Annotated in this window: 12 protein-coding genes; 6 read left to right on the plus strand and 6 right to left on the minus strand. The window is 63.4% G+C overall.

Going from position 1 to position 18,639, the window contains the following annotated elements:
- Positions 1 to 1,676: DNA translocase FtsK 4TM domain-containing protein (locus AB4097_RS20360; RefSeq protein WP_442042920.1), on the minus strand; the 1,676-nt coding region annotated here is incomplete at its 3' end.
- A 155-nt stretch (positions 1,677 to 1,831) separates the two neighbouring features.
- Between AB4097_RS20360 and AB4097_RS20365 the strand changes: the two genes are divergently transcribed.
- The 3 genes from AB4097_RS20365 to AB4097_RS20375 are packed head-to-tail and all read left to right on the plus strand — an operon-like array spanning position 1,832 to position 3,802.
- Positions 1,832 to 2,212 (plus strand): hypothetical protein, encoded by a 381-nt coding sequence (locus AB4097_RS20365; RefSeq protein ID WP_442042922.1) that lies wholly within the window; start codon positions 1,832 to 1,834, stop codon positions 2,210 to 2,212.
- Between the two features lie 42 nt (positions 2,213 to 2,254).
- Positions 2,255 to 3,187, plus strand: coding sequence for a DUF1775 domain-containing protein (locus AB4097_RS20370; protein ID WP_442042924.1), 933 nt, complete (start codon positions 2,255 to 2,257; stop codon positions 3,185 to 3,187).
- 15 nt (positions 3,188 to 3,202) lie between these two features.
- Positions 3,203 to 3,802 (plus strand): SCO family protein, encoded by a 600-nt coding sequence (locus tag AB4097_RS20375; protein WP_442042926.1) that lies wholly within the window; start codon positions 3,203 to 3,205, stop codon positions 3,800 to 3,802.
- A 275-nt stretch (positions 3,803 to 4,077) separates the two neighbouring features.
- Here the strand turns inward: AB4097_RS20375 and AB4097_RS20380 are convergent, their stop codons facing one another.
- The 3 genes from AB4097_RS20380 to tesB form a co-directional block, all read right to left on the minus strand.
- Complete coding sequence (locus AB4097_RS20380) at positions 4,078 to 5,421, minus strand: ammonium transporter (RefSeq protein WP_442042928.1); 1,344 nt, start codon at positions 5,419 to 5,421, stop codon at positions 4,078 to 4,080.
- A 35-nt stretch (positions 5,422 to 5,456) separates the two neighbouring features.
- Complete coding sequence (locus AB4097_RS20385) at positions 5,457 to 5,795, minus strand: P-II family nitrogen regulator (RefSeq protein WP_036355072.1); 339 nt, start codon at positions 5,793 to 5,795, stop codon at positions 5,457 to 5,459.
- Between the two features lie 208 nt (positions 5,796 to 6,003).
- Positions 6,004 to 6,864, minus strand: a complete 861-nt coding sequence (gene tesB / locus AB4097_RS20390; RefSeq protein ID WP_442042931.1) for an acyl-CoA thioesterase II — start codon at positions 6,862 to 6,864, stop codon at positions 6,004 to 6,006.
- A 190-nt stretch (positions 6,865 to 7,054) separates the two neighbouring features.
- Between tesB and AB4097_RS20395 the strand changes: the two genes are divergently transcribed.
- Positions 7,055 to 8,320 (plus strand): ubiquinone biosynthesis hydroxylase, encoded by a 1,266-nt coding sequence (locus AB4097_RS20395; RefSeq protein ID WP_442042933.1) that lies wholly within the window; start codon positions 7,055 to 7,057, stop codon positions 8,318 to 8,320.
- A 116-nt stretch (positions 8,321 to 8,436) separates the two neighbouring features.
- The gene (locus tag AB4097_RS20400) at positions 8,437 to 10,497 is read left to right on the plus strand and encodes a hypothetical protein (RefSeq protein ID WP_442042935.1); all 2,061 of its coding nucleotides are present in this window, start codon (positions 8,437 to 8,439) and stop codon (positions 10,495 to 10,497) included.
- A 71-nt stretch (positions 10,498 to 10,568) separates the two neighbouring features.
- Here the strand turns inward: AB4097_RS20400 and ppa are convergent, their stop codons facing one another.
- A complete protein-coding gene (gene ppa, locus AB4097_RS20405) occupies positions 10,569 to 11,102 on the minus strand; it encodes an inorganic diphosphatase (RefSeq protein WP_009490622.1) in 534 nt (177 codons plus the stop codon).
- 346 nt (positions 11,103 to 11,448) lie between these two features.
- On the minus strand, positions 11,449 to 11,955 hold the full coding sequence (locus tag AB4097_RS20410) for a GNAT family N-acetyltransferase (RefSeq protein ID WP_442042937.1): 507 nt from the start codon (positions 11,953 to 11,955) through the stop codon (positions 11,449 to 11,451).
- A gap of 1,392 nt (positions 11,956 to 13,347) precedes the next feature.
- On the opposite strand from AB4097_RS20410, the gene AB4097_RS20415 reads away from it, so the two are divergent.
- Positions 13,348 to 18,495 (plus strand): Calx-beta domain-containing protein, encoded by a 5,148-nt coding sequence (locus AB4097_RS20415; protein WP_442042939.1) that lies wholly within the window; start codon positions 13,348 to 13,350, stop codon positions 18,493 to 18,495.
- Positions 18,496 to 18,639: the final 144 nt, after the last annotated feature.

Genomic DNA, 18,639 nt, shown 5'->3' on the forward strand with positions numbered 1-18,639 from the left:
AGGTGCGGGATGCCGTCATAGACCGAGAGCTCGAGCATCTTCGGGTCGACCATGATCAGGCGGCACTCGGCCGGCGAGAGCCGGTAGACGAGGGAGAGGATCATGGTGTTGATCGCCACCGACTTGCCCGAGCCGGTGGTGCCGGCGACGAGCAGGTGCGGCATGCGGGCGAGATCGGCGATCACCGGCTCGCCGCCGATGGTCTTGCCCAGGCACAGCGCCAGCTTCTGCTTCGAGGTCTCGAAGTCCTGCGAGGCGAGCAGCTCGCGCAGGTACACGGTCTCGCGCTTGTGGTTGGGCAGCTCGATGCCGATGGCGTTGCGGCCCTGGACCACGGCCACACGGGCCGAGACCGCGCTCATCGAGCGCGCGATGTCGTCGGCGAGCGAGATCACCCGCGACGACTTCGTCCCAGGCGCAGGCTCCAGCTCGTACAACGTCACCACAGGGCCGGGATTGACCTTCGTGATGGCGCCACGGACGCCGAAATCTTCCAGGGTGCCTTCCAGAAGGGCGGCGTTCTGCTCCAGGGCCTCGGCCGAGATCGTGGGAGCGGCGGGCCGCTTCGGCTCGGCCAGCAGGTTGAGCTGCGGCAGCTGGTAATGTTCTTCGTCCAGCAGGGAGGGCTGCGCCTCGCGGGCCATGCGCTTGCCGGGCTTGGGCGCGGCATGGGCCGGTCCGACGCGCGCAGGCGCCGGCTCGGACCGGGGCGCGGGACGCGGGGAGGGTGGGGCGAGGCCGTCGTCGTCCCAGCCGGCCTCGTCCTCGTCATGCATCGGCACGGAAGCGGGCGCGGGTCTCGGGCGCGGGGGAGTGCCATCGAGAACCGGCTCGCGCCGCAGGGCTGGCTGGCGGGAGGAGCGCTTCGGCTGTGCGGGCAACTCCTCGTAATACTCATCTTGGGGGGCGGAGCGGCGGCCTTCCTTCCAGCGCCGTGCCGTCGCGCGCAGGCTCATGACGCCATGGGCCAGGGCTCCCAGGGACACGATGCCCCAGCCCGGCTCGTCGTGGCCGATTTCCTCCGCCTCGTCCCAATCCTGGATCTTGCGCCGCCTGAGCGGCTGCGGCTCCTCGATGTCTTCCGGCTCCTCGTGATGCCGCTCCTCGTCCGGCCCGAGGCCGCAGGCGGCCGTGAGGCTGAAGATCGCCACGCCTGCGAACAGGAAGCCCAGGACCGCGCTGGCCGAGCCGCTGGAGAGACCCGTGATGGCCTTCGCTCCGGCGAGGATCGCATCGCCGACCACGCCGCCGAGGCCCGTCGGCAGGGGCCAGCTCTGGGTCGGGGGCATGGCGCTGGCCAGGGCGGTCGCAGCGCCCGCGCCGATGACCCATAGGGCCAGGCGCAATTGCAGGCGGCCGAGATCGCCCGATTTCATGAGGCGCCAGCCCCAGAGCGCCAGGGGCAGCACGGCCGCGATGGCTCCGAGGCCCAAGAGCTGCATCAGCAGGTCGGCCACGATGGCGCCGGGCCAGCCGAGAAGATTGCGGACGGGCAGATCGGTGGCGTTGTTGAGGCTCGGATCGTCCACCGACCAGGTGGCGAGCGCCACCGCCACCGCACCGGCGACGGCGATCAGGCAAAGGCCCGTCAGCTCCTGCGCCCGGCGGGCGAGGAAGGCCCGGAAGGCGCTGAAGAGGCCATCATAGGCGGAAGAAGAACGGCGGGCCGTACGCATCAAACCACTCTAAATATCCATAGGACGGGACAATCTCGCCAGGATGCTAGAGAAGCCGGGTTAAGGGTCCTTTAACCGTAAGTGCACCGGGCGGAGAAAGTGGCCCAGGCGTTCCGCAGTTGACGTTTTCCTTGGAAGAGACGAGTGTCCCGGCCATGACGCGCAGGGCTCCCCGAACCCATTGGACACGCGCCACCATCGTGGCGGTGATAGCCTATGCGTTCGTCCTGCAGGCCCTGCTTCTTTCGGTCGGCGGCACGTTCGACACGGCCGTCGCGGCCGACGCGCAGGGCATCCTCTGCCTTCAGGACGTGCCCACCGCGCCGGACCACGGGCCGAAGAAGGCCCACCAGAATCTCTGCTGCACCCTGAGCTGTCATGGCGCCGCCATGGCCGGGCCGGTGCCAGCCACGGCCGTGCCCGGGCGGGTCGCGCCCGTGACTGCTGCAAACGAGGGGCCTGCCGAACCGCCGCATCTGCGGCTCACCTCCAACGTCCTGCCTCTGGGATCGCGCGCGCCGCCGCGCTTCGGCTGATCCGAACTCGCCGAATTCCCATTTCCGCAAGGACTCTTTCCCATGACTACGTCACGCTTTGGCGCGCTCGCTGCCGCCCTCATGCTTTCCTCGCCCGCCTTGGCCCATGTCACCTTCGAGAACGGCCAGACGGCGCCGAACTCCACCTACAAGGCCGTCCTGCGCATCCCGCATGGTTGCGACGGCAAGGCGACCCTGAAGGTCCGCGTCCGCATCCCGGAGGGCATCATCGCCGTCAAGCCCATGCCGAAGGCCGGCTGGAAGCTGGAGACCGCCAAGGGCTCCTACGTGAAAGCCTACCAGCTCTATGGCGAGGCGGTGTCGGAGGGCGTCACGGATATCGTCTGGACGGGCTCCCTCGACGATGCGTTCTACGACGAGTTCGTGTTCCAGGCCCGCTTCACCGATGCCTTCCAGCCCGGCGCGACGGTCTATTTCCCCGTGGTGCAGGAATGCGACGGCGCGACCGCGGAATGGACCCAGGTGCCGGCTGCGGGCGAGGATCCGCACAGCCTGCAATCGCCGGCGCCCGGCGTGCGGATCGTGGGCACTGCCACCGCTCCGCAGGCCGTGAAGGTCGGCGCGCTCAGTGTCGAACAGCCCTGGTCGCGCGCGACCCCGGGCGGCGCCAAGGTCGGCGGCGGCTATGTGCGCATCACCAACACGGGCGCGACGCCCGACCGGCTGATCGGCGGTTCGTTCCCGCTGGCCTCCAAGGTCGAGGTGCATGAGATGCGTCTCGACGGCGACGTCATGCGCATGAAGCCGGTCGAGGGCGGGCTCGAGATCAAGCCCGGCGCCACGGTGGAATTGAAGCCGGGCGGGCTCCACCTCATGTTCATGGACCTGAAGGAACCGCTGAAAGAGGGGCAGACGCTCAAGGGCACGCTCGTCTTCGAGAAGGCGGGCTCCGTCGAGGTGGAATACACGGTGCGCGGCATGAGCGGAGAGTCTTCCGCCGAGCACAAGCATTAGCCCGGGAGAACGGCCATGAACATCAAGCGCCTCCTCGTGCCGCTCGTCGTCTTCACCGCGGGCCTCCTGGTGCTGGTGGTGACGGCAGGCCTGCTCCTGTTCCCGTCGCAACAACAGAGCGCCGGCAAAGTGCCCATCGGCGGTCCGTTCCGGCTCACCAGCCATGAGGGCAAGCCGTTCACGGAGAACAACCTGACGGGCAAGCCCTTCGTGGTCTTCTTCGGCTTCACCCATTGCCCGGAAGTCTGTCCGACCACCCTCTACGACCTAACCCAGGACATGGCGGCCCTCGGCAAGGACGCCGACAGGCTGCAGGCGGTCTTCATCACGGTGGATCCTGCGCGTGACACGCCGGAGCTGATGAAGACCTATCTCTCATCCTTCGATCCGCGCATCGTCGGCCTGTCGGGAACCGAGGAGGAGATCGCCGCGGCGGCGCGCGCCTACAAGGTCTATTACCGCAAGGTGCCGACGGAAGGGCAGGACTACACCATGGACCACTCGGCGACCCTGTTCCTGATGGACAGCAAGGGCGAGTTCTACGGCACGTCCAACTTCCAGGAGCCGGAGGAGACCCGGCGCTCCAAGCTGCGGCAGTTGATCAGGAACGGGTAAGCCTTTCGCACCGTCCCCTTACGTCATCACCGGCCTTGTGCCGGTGATCTCGCTTCTGGAGAGCGCAGCGTCCTTTCCAATCGGGATGGCCGGCACAAGGCCGGCCATGACGCGGCGAGTGCCCGATATGAACCCGTAGGCCGGGAACGACGCTGATCAATAAGAAAAGCCCCGGCCGCTCAGACCGGGGCTTTTCCATTCGAGCCTCTGGAAGGCTTCTTGCCGTATCGCCCGCCGTGAGGGTCTCGTCACGCGGCCGGGCGATACGGATGTTGTCAGTAGTTGTAGGCGCGCTCGCCGTGATCCGCGAGGTCGAGGCCTTCGCGCTCCTGATCCTGCGTGACGCGCAGACCGACGATCAGGTCGGTGACCTTGTAGAGCACCACGGAGCCGATACCGGTCCAGACCAGGGTGACGACCACGGCGATAACCTGGGTCCAGACCTGGCCGCCGATGGAGTACTCGCCGACGCCGTAGCCGCCGAGCGAGGGCGCCGCCACGATGCCGGTGCCGATGGCGCCGATGATGCCGCCGACGCCATGGATGCCGAAGACGTCGAGGGCGTCATCATAGCCCAGGGCGTTCTTCACGCCGGTGACGGCGAAGTAGCAGACCGCGCCGGCCACGAGGCCGAGCACGATGGAGCCCATCGGACCGGACAGACCGGCGGCCGGTGTGATGGCCACGAGGCCGGCGACCGCGCCCGAGGCGATGCCCAGCAGCGAGGCCTTGCCCTTGCCGAGGGCTTCCACGGTCATCCAGGCGAGGCCGGCCGCGGCGGGAGCCAGGATGGTGTTGATGAGCGCGAGGGCCGCGCCGCCCGTGGCCTCCAGGTTCGAGCCGGCGTTGAAGCCGAACCAGCCGACCCACAGAAGGCAGGCGCCGACGAAGGTGAGCGTCAGCGAGTGCGGGGCGAGCAGGTCGCGGCCATAGCCGATGCGCTTGCCGATTATGAGGGCGCCGACGAGGCCGGCCACGCCGGAATTGATGTGAACGACCGTGCCGCCCGCGAAGTCCAGCGCTCCGAGGCCGAAGAGATAGCCTTCCGAGAACCACACCATGTGGGCGATCGGCAGGTAGACGAAGGTGAGCCACAGGCCCGTGAAGAGCATCACGGCCGAGAACTTGATGCGCTCGGCGAAGGCGCCGACGATCAGGGCCGGGGTGATGGCAGCAAACGTCAGCTGGAACGCGATGAAGGTGAATTCCGGAATTGCTACGCCCTTGGTGAAGGTGTCGGCGGTGGAATCCGTGTTCACGCCGGCGAGAAATGCCTTGGAGAAGCCGCCGATGAAGGCGCCGATGCCCTCGCCGCCGGACGTGAAGGCGAGCGAGTAGCCGTAGAACACCCACAGGATGGCCACGAGGCTGAACACGGAAAAGACCTGCATCAGCACGGACAGCATGTTCTTCGTGCGAACGAGGCCGCCGTAGAACAGGGCGAGACCCGGGATCGTCATGAGGATCACGAGGATCGTCGAGACGAGCATCCAGGTGGTGTCACCCTTGTTGACCGTGGGAGCGGCAGTGGCGGCGTCCTGCGCCAGGGCAGGGTCGAGAGCCGCGAGGCCCAGAGCCAGCGCACCGAGCGCCGGCAGGAGGAGAGGACGGAACTTCATCGGATTCAAACTCCGGAATGATCGAATGAATGGAATCAAAGGGCGTCGATGTCGGTCTCGCCCGTGCGGATGCGGACCGCCTTCTCGAGCGAGGTGACGAAGATCTTGCCGTCACCGATCTGGCCCGTGCGTGCGGCCGCCGTGATCGCATCGATCACCTGGTTCACCAGCTCGCTCGCCACGGCCACTTCGATCTTCAGCTTCGGCAGGAAGCTCACGGCATATTCGGCGCCGCGATAGATCTCCGTATGACCCTTCTGCCGTCCGTAGCCCTTCACCTCAGTCACGGTGAGGCCGTGCACGCCGAGAGCGGTGAGCGCATCGCGCACCTCTTCCAGCTTGAACGGCTTGATGACCGCCATCACGATTTTCATGGGTTAGGCCCCCTTTTGAGACGTCCACCCGGCAACCCGGGCAGCGGTTTCCAACGTCGACCCGACCTCTTGGACGGGTGTCGGGGGTATTTATGCAAGAATCATGCCAAGCTTTGTCAGCCATGGGCGACTGAGAGCTGCCTCTTTCCTAGGCAGCTGAAGCTCGGCTATAAAACAGCCTTGTTGATGAATTAATAGGCAGAAAACGTCAGGCCCGGCGCTCGCGGATGAGCCCTTCCTGGGCAACGGACGCCACCAGGGTCCCATCCTGCTTAAAAATGAGTCCGCGCGAGAAGCCGCGGGCGCCTCCAGCACTCGGCGTGTCCTGGGCATAGAGCAGCCACTCGTCGGCCCGGAACGGCCGGTGGAACCACATGGCGTGATCCAGGCTTGCGGGCTGGATGTTGGGGTCGAACACCGTCCGGCCGTGGGGGAAGAGCGACGTGTCGAGGAGTGTCATGTCGGAAGCATAGGCCAGGACACTTTGATGGATCGCCGGATCGTCGGGCAGTCGACCGAGGGTCTTGATCCAGACATGGAAGCGCGGCTCGCCCGGATCGCGGGAGGTGTAGCGGTTGATCTCGACGGGACGGATCTCCAGCGGGCGCTCGCGTTCGTAATAGGTGCGCATGGGCTCGGGCATCTGCAGGAGAAGCCGGCCCTTCACGTCCTCCTCGCTCGGGAGTTCGTCGGGGCCCGGCACTTTCGGCATCTCCGCCTGATGTTCGAATCCCTCCTCGTCGCGCTGGAACGAGGCCGACATAGAGAAGATCGCCTGTCCGTGCTGGATCGCCAGGACGCGGCGCGTGGTGAAGCTCTTGCCGTCGCGGATGCGGTCCACCTCGTAGATGATCGGAACCTTGGGGTCACCCGGCAGCATGAAATAGCAATGGAGCGAATGGGGGTGGCGCCCCTCGACCGTACGGGTCGCGGCGACCAGCGACTGCCCGATCACCTGCCCGCCGAACACCCGCTGCCATCCGCTCTTCGGGCTCTGGCCGCGAAACAGGTTCACCTCGAGCTGTTCGAGATCGAGAATGGAGAGGAGATCGGTGACGGCACGAGACATGGCTTCAAGGTCCTTCGATCGACGACAGCCATCCATCGATGAGCGCTTCGAGAAGGTCAAGCTTGACGCTGGTCAATGATTGGCGGACACCCACCTATAACGTTCGGAGCCGGAGAGTTTCCCGGGTGGATGCACTTTCTGACCATGAGAGTGTTTCCCTCACCGGACCACGCCTTGAGGAGCAGGTTTCATGAGCGCAGCAACCGGAATGGAGCGACCGCGCATCGTCATTGCAGGCGGGGGCCTCGCCGGTCTGTCCTTGGCGCTGGCGCTGAAGCAGGCGCTCGGCAACGGGGTCGGCGTGGTCATGTGCGATCCGGCCCTCAAGCGCGATCCGCACGGAGACAAGCGCTCCTATGCCATCGCGGCCGCGGCGCGGCGGATGCTGGCGGCGCTCGGGACCTGGGATCAGGTTGCCGACAAGGCTCAGCCGATCCTCGACATGGTGATCACCGACAGCCGCCTGCAGGACCCGGTGCGGCCGACCTTCCTGACTTTTGCAGGGGATGTGGATGGCAACGAGCCTTTCGCGCACATGATCACGGCGGGCGACCTGACCGCCTCCCTGCTGGAGGCCTGCCGGGAAGCTGGGGTCGATCTCAGGGCCGAGGGCGTGAAGGGCTTTGCCGTCCATGGCGCCCATACGGAAATTTCCCTGGCGAACGGCGAGAGCCTGCAGGCTTCGCTGCTTGTCGCCGCCGACGGGGCACGCTCTCGCCTGCGGGAGCAGGCGGGCATCGGCTGGATCTCATGGCCTTACAAGCAGTCCGGCATCGTGGCGACCATCGCCCATGAGCGCGATCACGAGGGCAGGGCGGTGGAGCATTTCCTGCCTTCCGGCCCCTTCGCGATCCTGCCGCTCAAGGCCGAACGCCAAGCCGACGGATCTTCCAGGCATCGCTCCTCCATCGTCTGGACCGAGCGCACCGAGAACGTGCCGGCCCTGCTGGACGCGTCTCCGGACGATCTGCTTGCCGAACTCGAGCGCCGCTTCGGGCTGCAACTCGGCAAGCTCAGTTTCGAGACCAGGCCGCAGGCCTTCCCGCTATCCTTCGGCGTCGCCCGCTCCTTCGTGGGCGAGCGGCTGGCGCTCCTGGGCGATGCGGCCCACGTGATCCACCCGATCGCCGGCCAGGGGCTCAATCTCGGCCTGCACGATGCGGCGGCCCTGGCCGAGATCATCACCGACGCCCTGCGCCTCGGCATGGATCCCGGCGCGGCCGACGTGCTCGACCAGTACGAACGGGCGCGGCGCGCCGACATCACCGCGATGGGCCTGATGACGGACGGCCTCAACCGCCTGTTCTCGAACGACGCCCTGCCCGTCCGCCTGATCCGCGACTTAGGATTAGGCCTCGTCGACCGGATGCCAGGCCTGAAACGGTTCTTCATCCGCGAGGCGGCGGGCCTCCGGAGCGGCGAAGCGCCGCGGCTTTTAAGAGGTCAGGCTCTCTGAAATCCGAGAACCGGGTCGGAGTCGAGCTGGACAAGGCCTGAGCGCTTGAGCACTTCCCTAGCGACAATGAATATGTAATAACGAAACATATCCATCAATCGCGATGCGGATGTTCCATGACCAACAGGATTTACGACGGCTCCAATCCTCTTCCCACGACAGGAGTGGACGCACTGCTGGTACTCTCCGATGCCGGCAGTACCATCATCGACCTCGCCGTGACCAGCACCGATAAGGTTGCCATCCAGGCGACTGCCATGCAGCAGATCCTGATCAGTGCGACCAGAAATGTGCAAGGCCATTCCTTCGGACTGGAGCTGCGGGGAAACGGGAGCAGCGTCACAAACTACGGCACGGTAGGGTCCGATACGACCTCCGCCATCCTGTTCAGCGGCGGTGGGACAAGCACCGTTACGAATTCAGGCACAATTACCGGTGCCGAAGGCATTCAGATCGATTCCACATCAACCACCGCCAAGTTGAGCCTGTTCAACTCCGGCACGATCACCGCCTCGGGCATAGCCATCGAAGGAGGCAAGGGTGATGACCGGATTGCCAATCTCGGCACCATCACCACAACCACGATCGGCACGAAACTAATCAACCTTGCAGACGGAAACGACTTTTTCGACAGTCAGCTCGGCACCACGAGCGGGATCATCGATCTCGGCGCCGGCAATGACACTGCCTATGGGAGCAATGGGTCGGAAACTTTCATCGGCGGCGCCGGAACGGATTACATTGACGGAGGCGGTGGGACAGGCATCGACGTCATCGATTATTCCGGCGTCACCAACAATGGAATCACGGTCAATCTCGGCCTGTCGAACAGTCAATTCATCAGCAGCGATCAGGGCTTTGATACGCTCTTGGATATCGAAGGCGTCATCGGCGGCACGCGTAACGACACCCTCACAGGCAGCAGCGGCGACAACACCCTCAACGGTGGAGACGGGTTCGATACCGTTCTTTATACCGGGCCTACCGCGGTTCAGATCGATCTCTCCCTCAGTACGCCACAAACCAATTTCAACTATGGCAAGGATGTCCTGATCAGCATCGAGAATGTCGAAGGCGGCAGCGGTGCCGATACGCTGATGGGTAACGATGCTGCCAACAAGCTCACTGGCAATGGCAGCAACGACACCCTGAAGGGTGGCAAGGGCAACGACACCCTCGAGGGCGGGGCTGGGGCGGACATCCTCGTCGGTGGTGTGGGCAACGACACGCTCGATGGAGGTTCCGGTGAGGACACGGCGGAGTTCTCCGGCAATCGCGCCAACTACACCTGGAGCGTCAATGCGGACGGGAGCTACAAGATCACTGACACCACTGGTGCGGACGGTGAGGATACCCTCAAGGACATCCGCATTCTGAAATTCGCGGACGGCAAGGTTGCGCTGTCCAACGCTACGCCGTCTGCCATCTTCTTTTCGATCTCCAACGTCTCGGAATCGATCGCGCCCGGCAAGATCGCGGATATCTACGGCTCCGATTCCGATGGCGACACGCTGAACTATACCCTTGTGGACAGCTTCGGCGGCCTGTTCTCGATCAATGGCGATGAACTCATCCTCAACCGTCCGCTCGACTACGAGGTGGCGAAGCAGCACGTCATCTCCATCAAGGCCACAGACTCCTATGGCGGTGAATTCACCAAGGCCATCACCCTCAGCGTCCGGAATGTGATCGAGACGACTCCGCTTGTCCTCAGCGGAACCGCGGGCACCGACACATTGTCAGGTGAATCCGGTAACGACCGTCTCTCAGGCCTTGCCGGCGGCGATTCTCTCTATGGGAACGACGGTGCCGACACGCTCGTGGGCGGCGCCGGCATCGACGTCATGTTCGGCGGCGCAGGCAAGGACGTGTTCGTCTTCGACACCAAGCCCAACGTGAAGACGAATGTCGAATATCTCTACGACTTCAACGTTGCGGACGACACGATCCACCTGAAGCTGTCCGCCTTCAAGGGAATCGGCCATAAGGGCACGCTGTCGAAGGTCGCGTTCTGGACCGGCACCAAGGTGCACGATTCGAACGACCACATCCTCTACAACAAGAAGACCGGCGCCCTCTTCTTCGATCCCGACGGCACTGGCTCCAAACCGGCGCTGCAGATCGCAGTCATGCTCAAGAACCTCAAGCTAACGCACAAGGACTTCCTCATCATCTGACGGGCGTCCGGACCTCAAACGACAAAGGCCGGGCTCATTGCCCGGCCTTTTCATCGAGGATCGCTGGATCCTTATCCCTGCTTCTTCGCCCGCTCGATCGCCTCGACGATCAGGCGGCGAGCCTCTTCGGCGTCGCCCCAGCGGATGATCTTGGCCCATTTGCCGGGTTCCAGATCCTTGTAATGCTCGAAGAAATGCTCGATCTGCTTGATGGTGATCTCGGGCAGGTCCGTATAGGTCGCGACCCGGTCGTAGCGCTGGGTCAGCTTGCTCGACGGCACCGCGATGATCTTCTCGTCCTGGCCCCCGTCGTCCTCCATCACGAGGACGCCCACGGGGCGCACGTTCATGACGGCGCCCGGCGCGATGGCGCGGGTGTTGGCGACGAGCACGTCGCAGGGGTCGCCGTCGCCCGAGAGGGTGTGGGGGATGAAGCCGTAATTGCCCGGATACCGCATGGAGGTATAGAGGAAACGGTCGACGAAGAGCGCGCCGGATTCCTTGTCCATCTCGTACTTGATGGGCTCGCCGCCGAGGGGCACTTCGATCACGACGTTCACGTCGTCCGGCGGGTTCTTTCCAATCTTGATCGCGTCAAGGCGCATTGAGCTGTTCTCCGGAACAAGGCTTGAAGCACCGTCCCGGGTCGGGCCTCCTCCCGACAAGGAGATGGGCCGTCACGCCGGGCGATGCGGCAAAAGTTCGTCTTGAGAGCGGCTTGAACCCATGAGGCCGAAAGGCCGCTTTCTGAAGCTTGGACGCCTCACTAGAGCATCGGGCCCAAAAGTGGAAGGCACTTTTGGGACCGACCCGATGCTCACGACCCGAGCCAGCCCATTGAGGTCAAAAGGGGAACCCACTCTTCGGCGCCATCGGGCATCCCTCTCGACAGCAGTCAAGGGCGGCAGAGGAAACCGACAACAAGGTTTCAGGTGGGCCGCCGTGACGCTTTCAGCGGAAGAGATAGGCGACCTTGGCGAGCGGCGTTCCGCCGATCCGCTCCTCGACCCGCGCGATCGTCCGCCCGCCCATGCCCGCGTAGAAGGCGCAGGCGCGCTCGTTGTCTTCAAGGGCCCAGACGACGATCCTGTCCATCTCTCGGGCTTTCAGGTCGTTGCGCACGGCATTGAACAGGCGCCGCCCGAAACCGATGCCCTGGTATTCCGGCAGCAGATAGAGTTCGTCGATCTCCCCGTTCGCCGGCAGGGACCGATCGCGGCAGCGGCCGTAAGAGGCATAGCCGACCGCGCCCTCACCCATGTCGAGCACCACGAGCGGCCGCCCGCGCGACACGGTGGAGCGCCACCAACGCGCGCTGCGTCGGGCCAACATCTTGTCCAGGGTCACCCCGGGAATGATCCCGAGATAAGCCTCCCGCCAGGCGGCATCGAAGACCCGCGACAGCGCCTGGGCGTCTTCAGGTCTAGCGTGGCGGATAGAGACGAGAAGGTCGCTCATGGCTTTGGCAAAACGGTCGAGGGAAGCAACGACGTCAGTCTCCGCGTCAAAGGGTTAACGGCACCTTAACGAAATGCGAAGACCGAAGGTGAAAGCGTGGCTTTTTAAGCTAATTCAGGGCGCCGGAGGACGGGGCGAGACGCCGCATGGGTGTGCTCCCGCTCATAGAGTTCTCAAAGCTACAATCCTAAGTCGAGAACGCTGAGACATTTCGGCACGAAGCAGAAGAACTCTTTGATTAGCAAAAGATACATTGTAATATTTCGCACATTATGAATCGGACGGCTGAGCTATGTCTGACCGTGCAAGCAGCATTAAAAACGGAGATTGAGCGTGACGGCACCTGAGGTTTGGAGCGAGCAGTTTTCTATCGGCCCTTTCAGCCGTGGAGGGCAAGCCGCGAGCGCAGTCCTCCGGGATGGACGCACGGTTTTAACCTGGGTGGATGGTGCGAACCACATCGTTAGGGCTCAGATCTTCAATGTTGACGGGACACCTTCGGGAACAGGTTTGACGGTCTATACAGGGGCAGATGCCTCATCCGCCCAACCAGGAATTGCAACGCTTGCGGATGGAAACTTCGCAATCTCGTACCGGACCATTAATTCGGCAAGTAACGTCGATACGATCAATGTAGCGGTCTACAGCCCGTCAGGCGCGCCTTTATCGAACGATCCCATTTTCACGAGGCCGTACGAACCCTGGTATTTACCTTCCCTGACAGCTCTTCCAGGCGGAGGTTATGCAATGGTGAGCGTCACGCAGGATGGGTTCATCGGTAGCGACGAGCACCCGCCTCAGGGCCTCACGTATCTGTTTGTCCGCAATGGTCAGGTATCGAAGGTGACCGCCTATAATGGACAGAGCCTGTATCCTCACGAGATGGCTGTCCTCAACAACGGCAATGTAGTTTCTCTCTTTGAAGACTCAGCCACTGGCAAGGTGCAATTCGAGATTCGCAACCCCAACAGCAGCCCACCCGGCCAAGGCGTTGTTCCACGAACGAATCTTAACGGTGTTCCAACGACTCAAGCTGAAAGTGAGCCTCGTCCAACGATCATCGCACTCGACAATGGAGGATTTGCGGTCGTTTGGATCGAAGAGCTGAGCGGAGCAGACAATCTGAGGGTGCGGCTTTTTACCGAAACAGGCGCGCCTGTCGTCAACGGTGAATATATCCTTGCCTCAGGAAATATCGACGATGTTCCAGGGCTCACGAAGAAGCCGGGCGGGTTCTTCTTCACATACGATGCCGCCGAGTCAGGTGGTCACGTCAAGTATATGGGGTCATTCGATGTCGCGTCAAAAACAAGCGAAGTGTTCGCGCTGACAAGCGGGCCCACTTCAGTTTCCGGGCCGGTCACTCCGATCCTCATGGAGGACGGCCGCTACATGGTGCACTGGACCGAGTTTAGCTACGCCCAACCATCCAATCCCTATACGTTGAAATTCCAAATCTTCGATCCGCGCCACTCTGCTGTTACTTGGGTGAACACGGGCGGCGCCAAGCAATATGGCGGAACCAATTACAGCGACGATCTGACCGGCGGCGTCGACAATGACAGCCTTTTCGGGGGAGCTGGACATGACTACCTGAAAGGCGGAAACGGGGCCGATCTGCTCAGAGGGGGCGAAGGCGACGACCGTCTCGAAGGGGGCGACGGTGCCGACGAACTCGATGGCGGAGCGGGCACTGGGGACGTCGCTGTCTATTTCGGTGATGCCGTAGATGTCGATCTCGCCCGCACCACGGCCGGGATCGGCGGCATGGCGCAGGGCGACAGGCTCATCGGCATCGAGGGGGTCATCGGGACGCGAAACGGCGACACCCTGGCCGGCGACGGCAACAGCAATATCCTCTACGGAGCCGACATCGACGCCAGCGGGCCGAACGACCACGACCATCTGTATGGCCGCGGCGGCGCGGACGGCCTCTTCGGCTACGACGGCAACGACATTCTCGACGGCGGGGAGGGCGCCGACGTGCTCGACGGCGGAGCGGGCCGGGACACGGCGGATTACACGTCGTCGTCAGGCCCGGTCACGGTCGACCTGTCGCAAGCGACGACGGTGGCCACGGGAGGCGACGCCCAGGGCGACCGGCTGATATCAATCGAAAATCTCGTTGGATCCAGGTTCGATGACAGCCTGACCGGCGGCGCCGGCCGCAACGATCTCTATGGCGGTGTCGGCAACGACACGCTGGTGGGCGGCGCGGAAGATTCTCTGTGGGGAGGAGCGGGCAACGACAGGCTCGTCGGCGGCCATGTGATCTTCGAAGGGCCCCTCGGCCGCAACATCGACCTGGCTGCCGGCAAGGCCACGAATGCCGAGGAAACCGATACCCTGGTAAATGTGCTCTACGTCACGGGCGGCGACGGCAATGACACCATCACGGGCGTGAGCGGCACCAACAACCTCATCGGTGTGAACGATACGCTCCAGGGCGGCGCGGGCTTCGATCACTTCGTTGCCAGCTACGGCAACGACAGTATCGACGGCGGAGCGGATGGCGGCGAGATCACGTACTTCTTCGTCTCCGGCTCCGCGGTCAACATCGACCTGCAACATGGTCGGGCGACCAAGTTCAATGGCCAGCAGGACACGCTCGCCAACATCTGGCACGCCTGGGGATCGCGAGGCGACGACAGCATCACCGGGGATGATGGACACGGCAACATCCTGTACGGGATCGACGGTGACGACACGATCGACGGCGGCGGCGGCAACGACACCCTCTGGGGCGGGGAGGGCGGCGACACGCTGATCGGAACCTCGACCATCGGCGGCGCGGGCGTCGACGAACTGCACGGCGAGCAGGGCGACGACTCCCTCGTGGGCGGCGCCGAGGACGTGCTCTACGGCGGCGAAGGAAACGACACCCTCGACGGTGGGCATGTGGTGTTCGAAGGGCCAGGCCGGTCGATCAATCTCAAGACCAACATCGCGACCGTCACCAATGGTCAGGGTACGGTGATTGAAACGGATGTTCTCCGGAATGTCCGGTGGATCACGGGCGGCGACGAGAGGGACACCATCGTCGGGAGCGACGGCAACGATTCGGTCGAGGCCGGCGGCGGCTTCGACTCGTTCGTCGGCTCGACCGGCAACGATACCCTCGACGGTGGCGCTGGCTACGCCGCGGCCGATTATGGAGGACTCGGCGCCGGGATCATCTTCAATCTGCCGCTGGGCCAAGTGTTCAAATCGCAGAACCAGAAAGATCTGGTCTCCCGCATTGCCGACGCCTACGGGACCGGCTTCGGCGACGAGTTCTACGGGGACAATCTCGCGGGCGGCAACGTCTTCGATGGGCGGGCGGGCGACGACACGATCTACGGCTTTGACGGCGCAGACAAGCTCCTGGGCGGGGACAACAGCGACAAGCTCTATGGGGGCGCCGACAACGACACCCTCGACGGCGGCGCGGGCATTGACCGGATGGAAGGAGGTACCGGCGACGACGTCTACTACATCGACGACCTCGACGACGTGGTGGTGGAGGCCGCAGGCGAAGGCAACGACACCGTCATCATCCGGGTGCGCGGCTACGACCTCTCAAGGCTCCAGAACATCGAAACCATCCAAGACATGCTGAACCAGCGTCCCTCCGTTCCCGGATTCGACGAGGTCGATTCGTCTACAACGACGATCTACGAGAATCTCAACGGCTCCTTCAAGCTTCTCGCCACCGACGATGCACCGCCTCTGGACGGCCTGACGTTCCAGTTCGACACGACGGCAAACGGTGGGGGCGATGCCGGCGGACGATTCGAGATCATCAAGATCGGTACTCAAAGTTATCTCAAGCTCAAGAACCCGCTCGATTACGAGACCGCACCGAAGAACGACCAGGGAGAGGCGTACTACACGGTCTACGTCCAGGTCAGCGACGGATCGCTTGCAGGAGACATGCGAGCCTTGACGGTGAAGATCCTCGACGTCAACGAAGCCCCGCAGGATTTGGATTTCCAGGACCTTCAGACGGTCAGGGTGGGCCAGACGGGTGTGAATGTCGCAAAGGCTCAATGGCTCAACGATCTCGACACCAAGGCCGAATTCCAGGTGAACAAGTATGGGTTCCTGGTTAACGGATCGGTGGTGACGGTGGATGGAGGGTTCACCATCGATGAAGACACCGGGCAGATCAGCACCAATGGCGAGTTCGGCAGCGAAGGGCCCGGCGCGCGCCCGCTCCAGGTCGTCGCCTACGCGGTGACGAACGGGACCGCGCACAAGGAGATCCGCTACGTCGAGGAATACACGGTCGACATCGAGGGCCCGGTCATCTCGATTGCAACCGCGACGGCCTCCGTGTCCGAGGGCAATGCGGATGGCTTCGTGGAATACACCTTCACGGCGACCCGAACTGGAACAGGCGGGCCGGCGACCGTGTCCTGGTCGATCGCCGGGACCGACATCGATGCGAACGACTTCGCATCCCTCAGCGGCACCTTCGACTTCGCGGCCGATGAGACGAGCACGAGCTTCACGATCCAGGTGAAGAGCGACAAGCTCGTCGAGGGCAACGAGACCTTCACGGTCACGCTGGACAATGCAACCTACGGCACGATCAGCACCACGAACGGCAGCGCCACCGGGGTGATCGAGAACGACGACCATGCGCCGACGCTGACGGTCACGACCGAGGAGGAAACGAAGACCGGGGTGGTTGGAAGCACCATTGCCGAGGCACTGAAGGCGGTTCAGGTCGGCGATCTCGACGACGATCCGCTCACGGTGAGGATCTCGTTTGATGATAGCTACGGCGATCTCCAATATGACGCAACCGGCAGTGGGGTAACCGTTTCGCAGAATATCGGAAGTCCCCGCGTCTACACGCTGCGGGGATCTGCTGCGAACCTCAATGCCTTCATCGATACGATCAGCTTTGAAGTGAACGGCGTCGGGCAGACCGAGTTCTCGTTCACCGTCACCGACGGAACGAACCAGAGAGCTTTCACCAACGTGATCTCCGTCGTCGGCTATGATGAGTCCGATCCTCCACCGCCGATGCCGTCCGGCACCTTCACGGTGCATGAGAGCAAGGCCAACCCCTTCGTGGTGGCGACCCTTCCGCTGATGGATGGGACCGCCACAATCGACTACAAGTTCGAGAACCACCACGCGAGCAGCGACAAGATCAGCGCCGATGGTCGCTATGTCATCGTCGGCAACGAGGTGAGGGTCCGCGACGAAGACTGGGTTTCGATCACCAGCGACGACACGCAAACCTACCGGATCGTCGCGTCGGACGGCCCCAACACGGTCACCGGCAACGTCAGCATCACGGTGAAGAACAATGTCCGTCCGACGATCACTTCGATCGCAGTCACTGGCGGCGGTCACTCCGGCGAGAACGGAACGATCCTCGTCAGCGACACCGCAGGGGCCGTCGAAATCGGAATCGTGCAGGCTTCCGATCCCGATGCTGCGTCCGATGGGCGTCCCTTGTCCTATTCGCTCGCCGACACGTACGATGGCCTGTTCGGCATCGATGCCGCGGGCCATATCAGGATCGCGGATGCGAGCCGGCTGCCGGTCGAAGCGAACACGCCGTATCAGCTGACTGTTCGGGTCTCGGACGGCAGCAGCGACGATGTGGCGACGCGAGACGTCACGGTCATCGTGACGGATGGGCCGGTCGGCGGCCCCAACCACGCTCCGAGCGACATCGTCTTCACGGGCTCTGCGGCGGAATATGCGGCGTCGGGGACGCTGGTCGGCACGCTGAGCGCCGTGGACGACGGCGTCGGCGGAGGCGGGCTGGAATACACCCTGCTCGACAATGCCGGTGGCCGGATCAAGCTCGTCAACGGCAATCAGATCGTGGTCGACAACGGCTTCCTGCTCGATGCCGAACAATCCCTCTCGCACAGGTTCAGGGTGCAGGTGAAGGATGCCGGCGGCGCCACCTATGTGGAGGAGCTCACCTTCGGCGTCCTGGACGTGAATCCCGAGGTCACGGCTGGCTCGGCTGCCAACGACGTGTTCCATGGCGGCGCCTTCAACGACGCCCTGTCGGGCAATGCCGGTCACGATCGTCTGTTCGGTGGAGCGGGCAAGGACACCCTTAGGGGCGAGGCGGGCAACGACACGATCGGTGGCGGCGCAGGCCTCGACAAGCTCTACGGCGGCAAGGGCGCGGCGAGCAGGGACGCCTTCGTGTTCGACACCAAGCTCACCAGCAAGAGCGTGGCGAACAAGAACAAGGACGTGATCTACGATTTCGGGCCGAAATACGACTCGATCTTCCTCGACGATGCGGCGTTCACGAACAAGACGATCGCCAAGTACCTGAAGGGGAAGGGGGCCGGTCTCGACACGCCGTACAAGCTGAAGAGCGGCTTCTTCCGCGTCGGCGACAAGGCGCTCGACAAGGACGACTTCATCATCGCCAGGAAGGTCAAGCCGGCCGAGTACAAGCTCTACTGGGACGTGGACGGTTCAGGCGCCAAGGCGATGCTTGAGATCGGCACCGTGAAGCTCCAGAAAGGCGAGGGCACGAGCCTCACCTACAAGGACTTCTTCTTCGTCTAGAGCGGGTTTTGATCTGACTGAATCGAAGGGGCTACCCAAATCGGCTGGAAACTGATTCAGACTGACTGCCGGGTGGGAGGCCGGCAGTCATGTCGAAAGCTCTGTCCGTCGATCTTCGTGTTCGGGTTCTTGCGGCGGTGGCGG

The sequence above is a fragment of the Microvirga sp. 2MCAF35 genome (assembly GCF_052115545.1).
Taxonomy (GTDB): domain Bacteria; phylum Pseudomonadota; class Alphaproteobacteria; order Rhizobiales; family Beijerinckiaceae; genus Microvirga.

Bases quoted from the DNA above. Each gene is read 5' to 3' on its own strand.
- AB4097_RS20385 (WP_036355072.1), bottom strand. From the start codon at position 5,795: ATGAAAATCGTGATGGCGGTCATCAAGCCGTTCAAGCTGGAAGAGGTG.
- AB4097_RS20375 (WP_442042926.1), top strand. From the start codon at position 3,203: ATGAACATCAAGCGCCTCCTCGTGCCGCTCGTCGTCTTCACCGCGGGC.
- AB4097_RS20395 (WP_442042933.1), top strand. From the start codon at position 7,055: ATGAGCGCAGCAACCGGAATGGAGCGACCGCGCATCGTCATTGCAGGC.
- AB4097_RS20400 (WP_442042935.1), top strand. From the start codon at position 8,437: ATGACCAACAGGATTTACGACGGCTCCAATCCTCTTCCCACGACAGGA.
- AB4097_RS20380 (WP_442042928.1), bottom strand. From the start codon at position 5,421: ATGAAGTTCCGTCCTCTCCTCCTGCCGGCGCTCGGTGCGCTGGCTCTG.
- tesB (WP_442042931.1), bottom strand. From the start codon at position 6,864: ATGTCTCGTGCCGTCACCGATCTCCTCTCCATTCTCGATCTCGAACAG.
- ppa (WP_009490622.1), bottom strand. From the start codon at position 11,102: ATGCGCCTTGACGCGATCAAGATTGGAAAGAACCCGCCGGACGACGTG.
- AB4097_RS20370 (WP_442042924.1), top strand. From the start codon at position 2,255: ATGACTACGTCACGCTTTGGCGCGCTCGCTGCCGCCCTCATGCTTTCC.
- AB4097_RS20410 (WP_442042937.1), bottom strand. From the start codon at position 11,955: ATGAGCGACCTTCTCGTCTCTATCCGCCACGCTAGACCTGAAGACGCC.
- AB4097_RS20415 (WP_442042939.1), top strand. From the start codon at position 13,348: ATGGTGCACTGGACCGAGTTTAGCTACGCCCAACCATCCAATCCCTAT.
- AB4097_RS20365 (WP_442042922.1), top strand. From the start codon at position 1,832: ATGACGCGCAGGGCTCCCCGAACCCATTGGACACGCGCCACCATCGTG.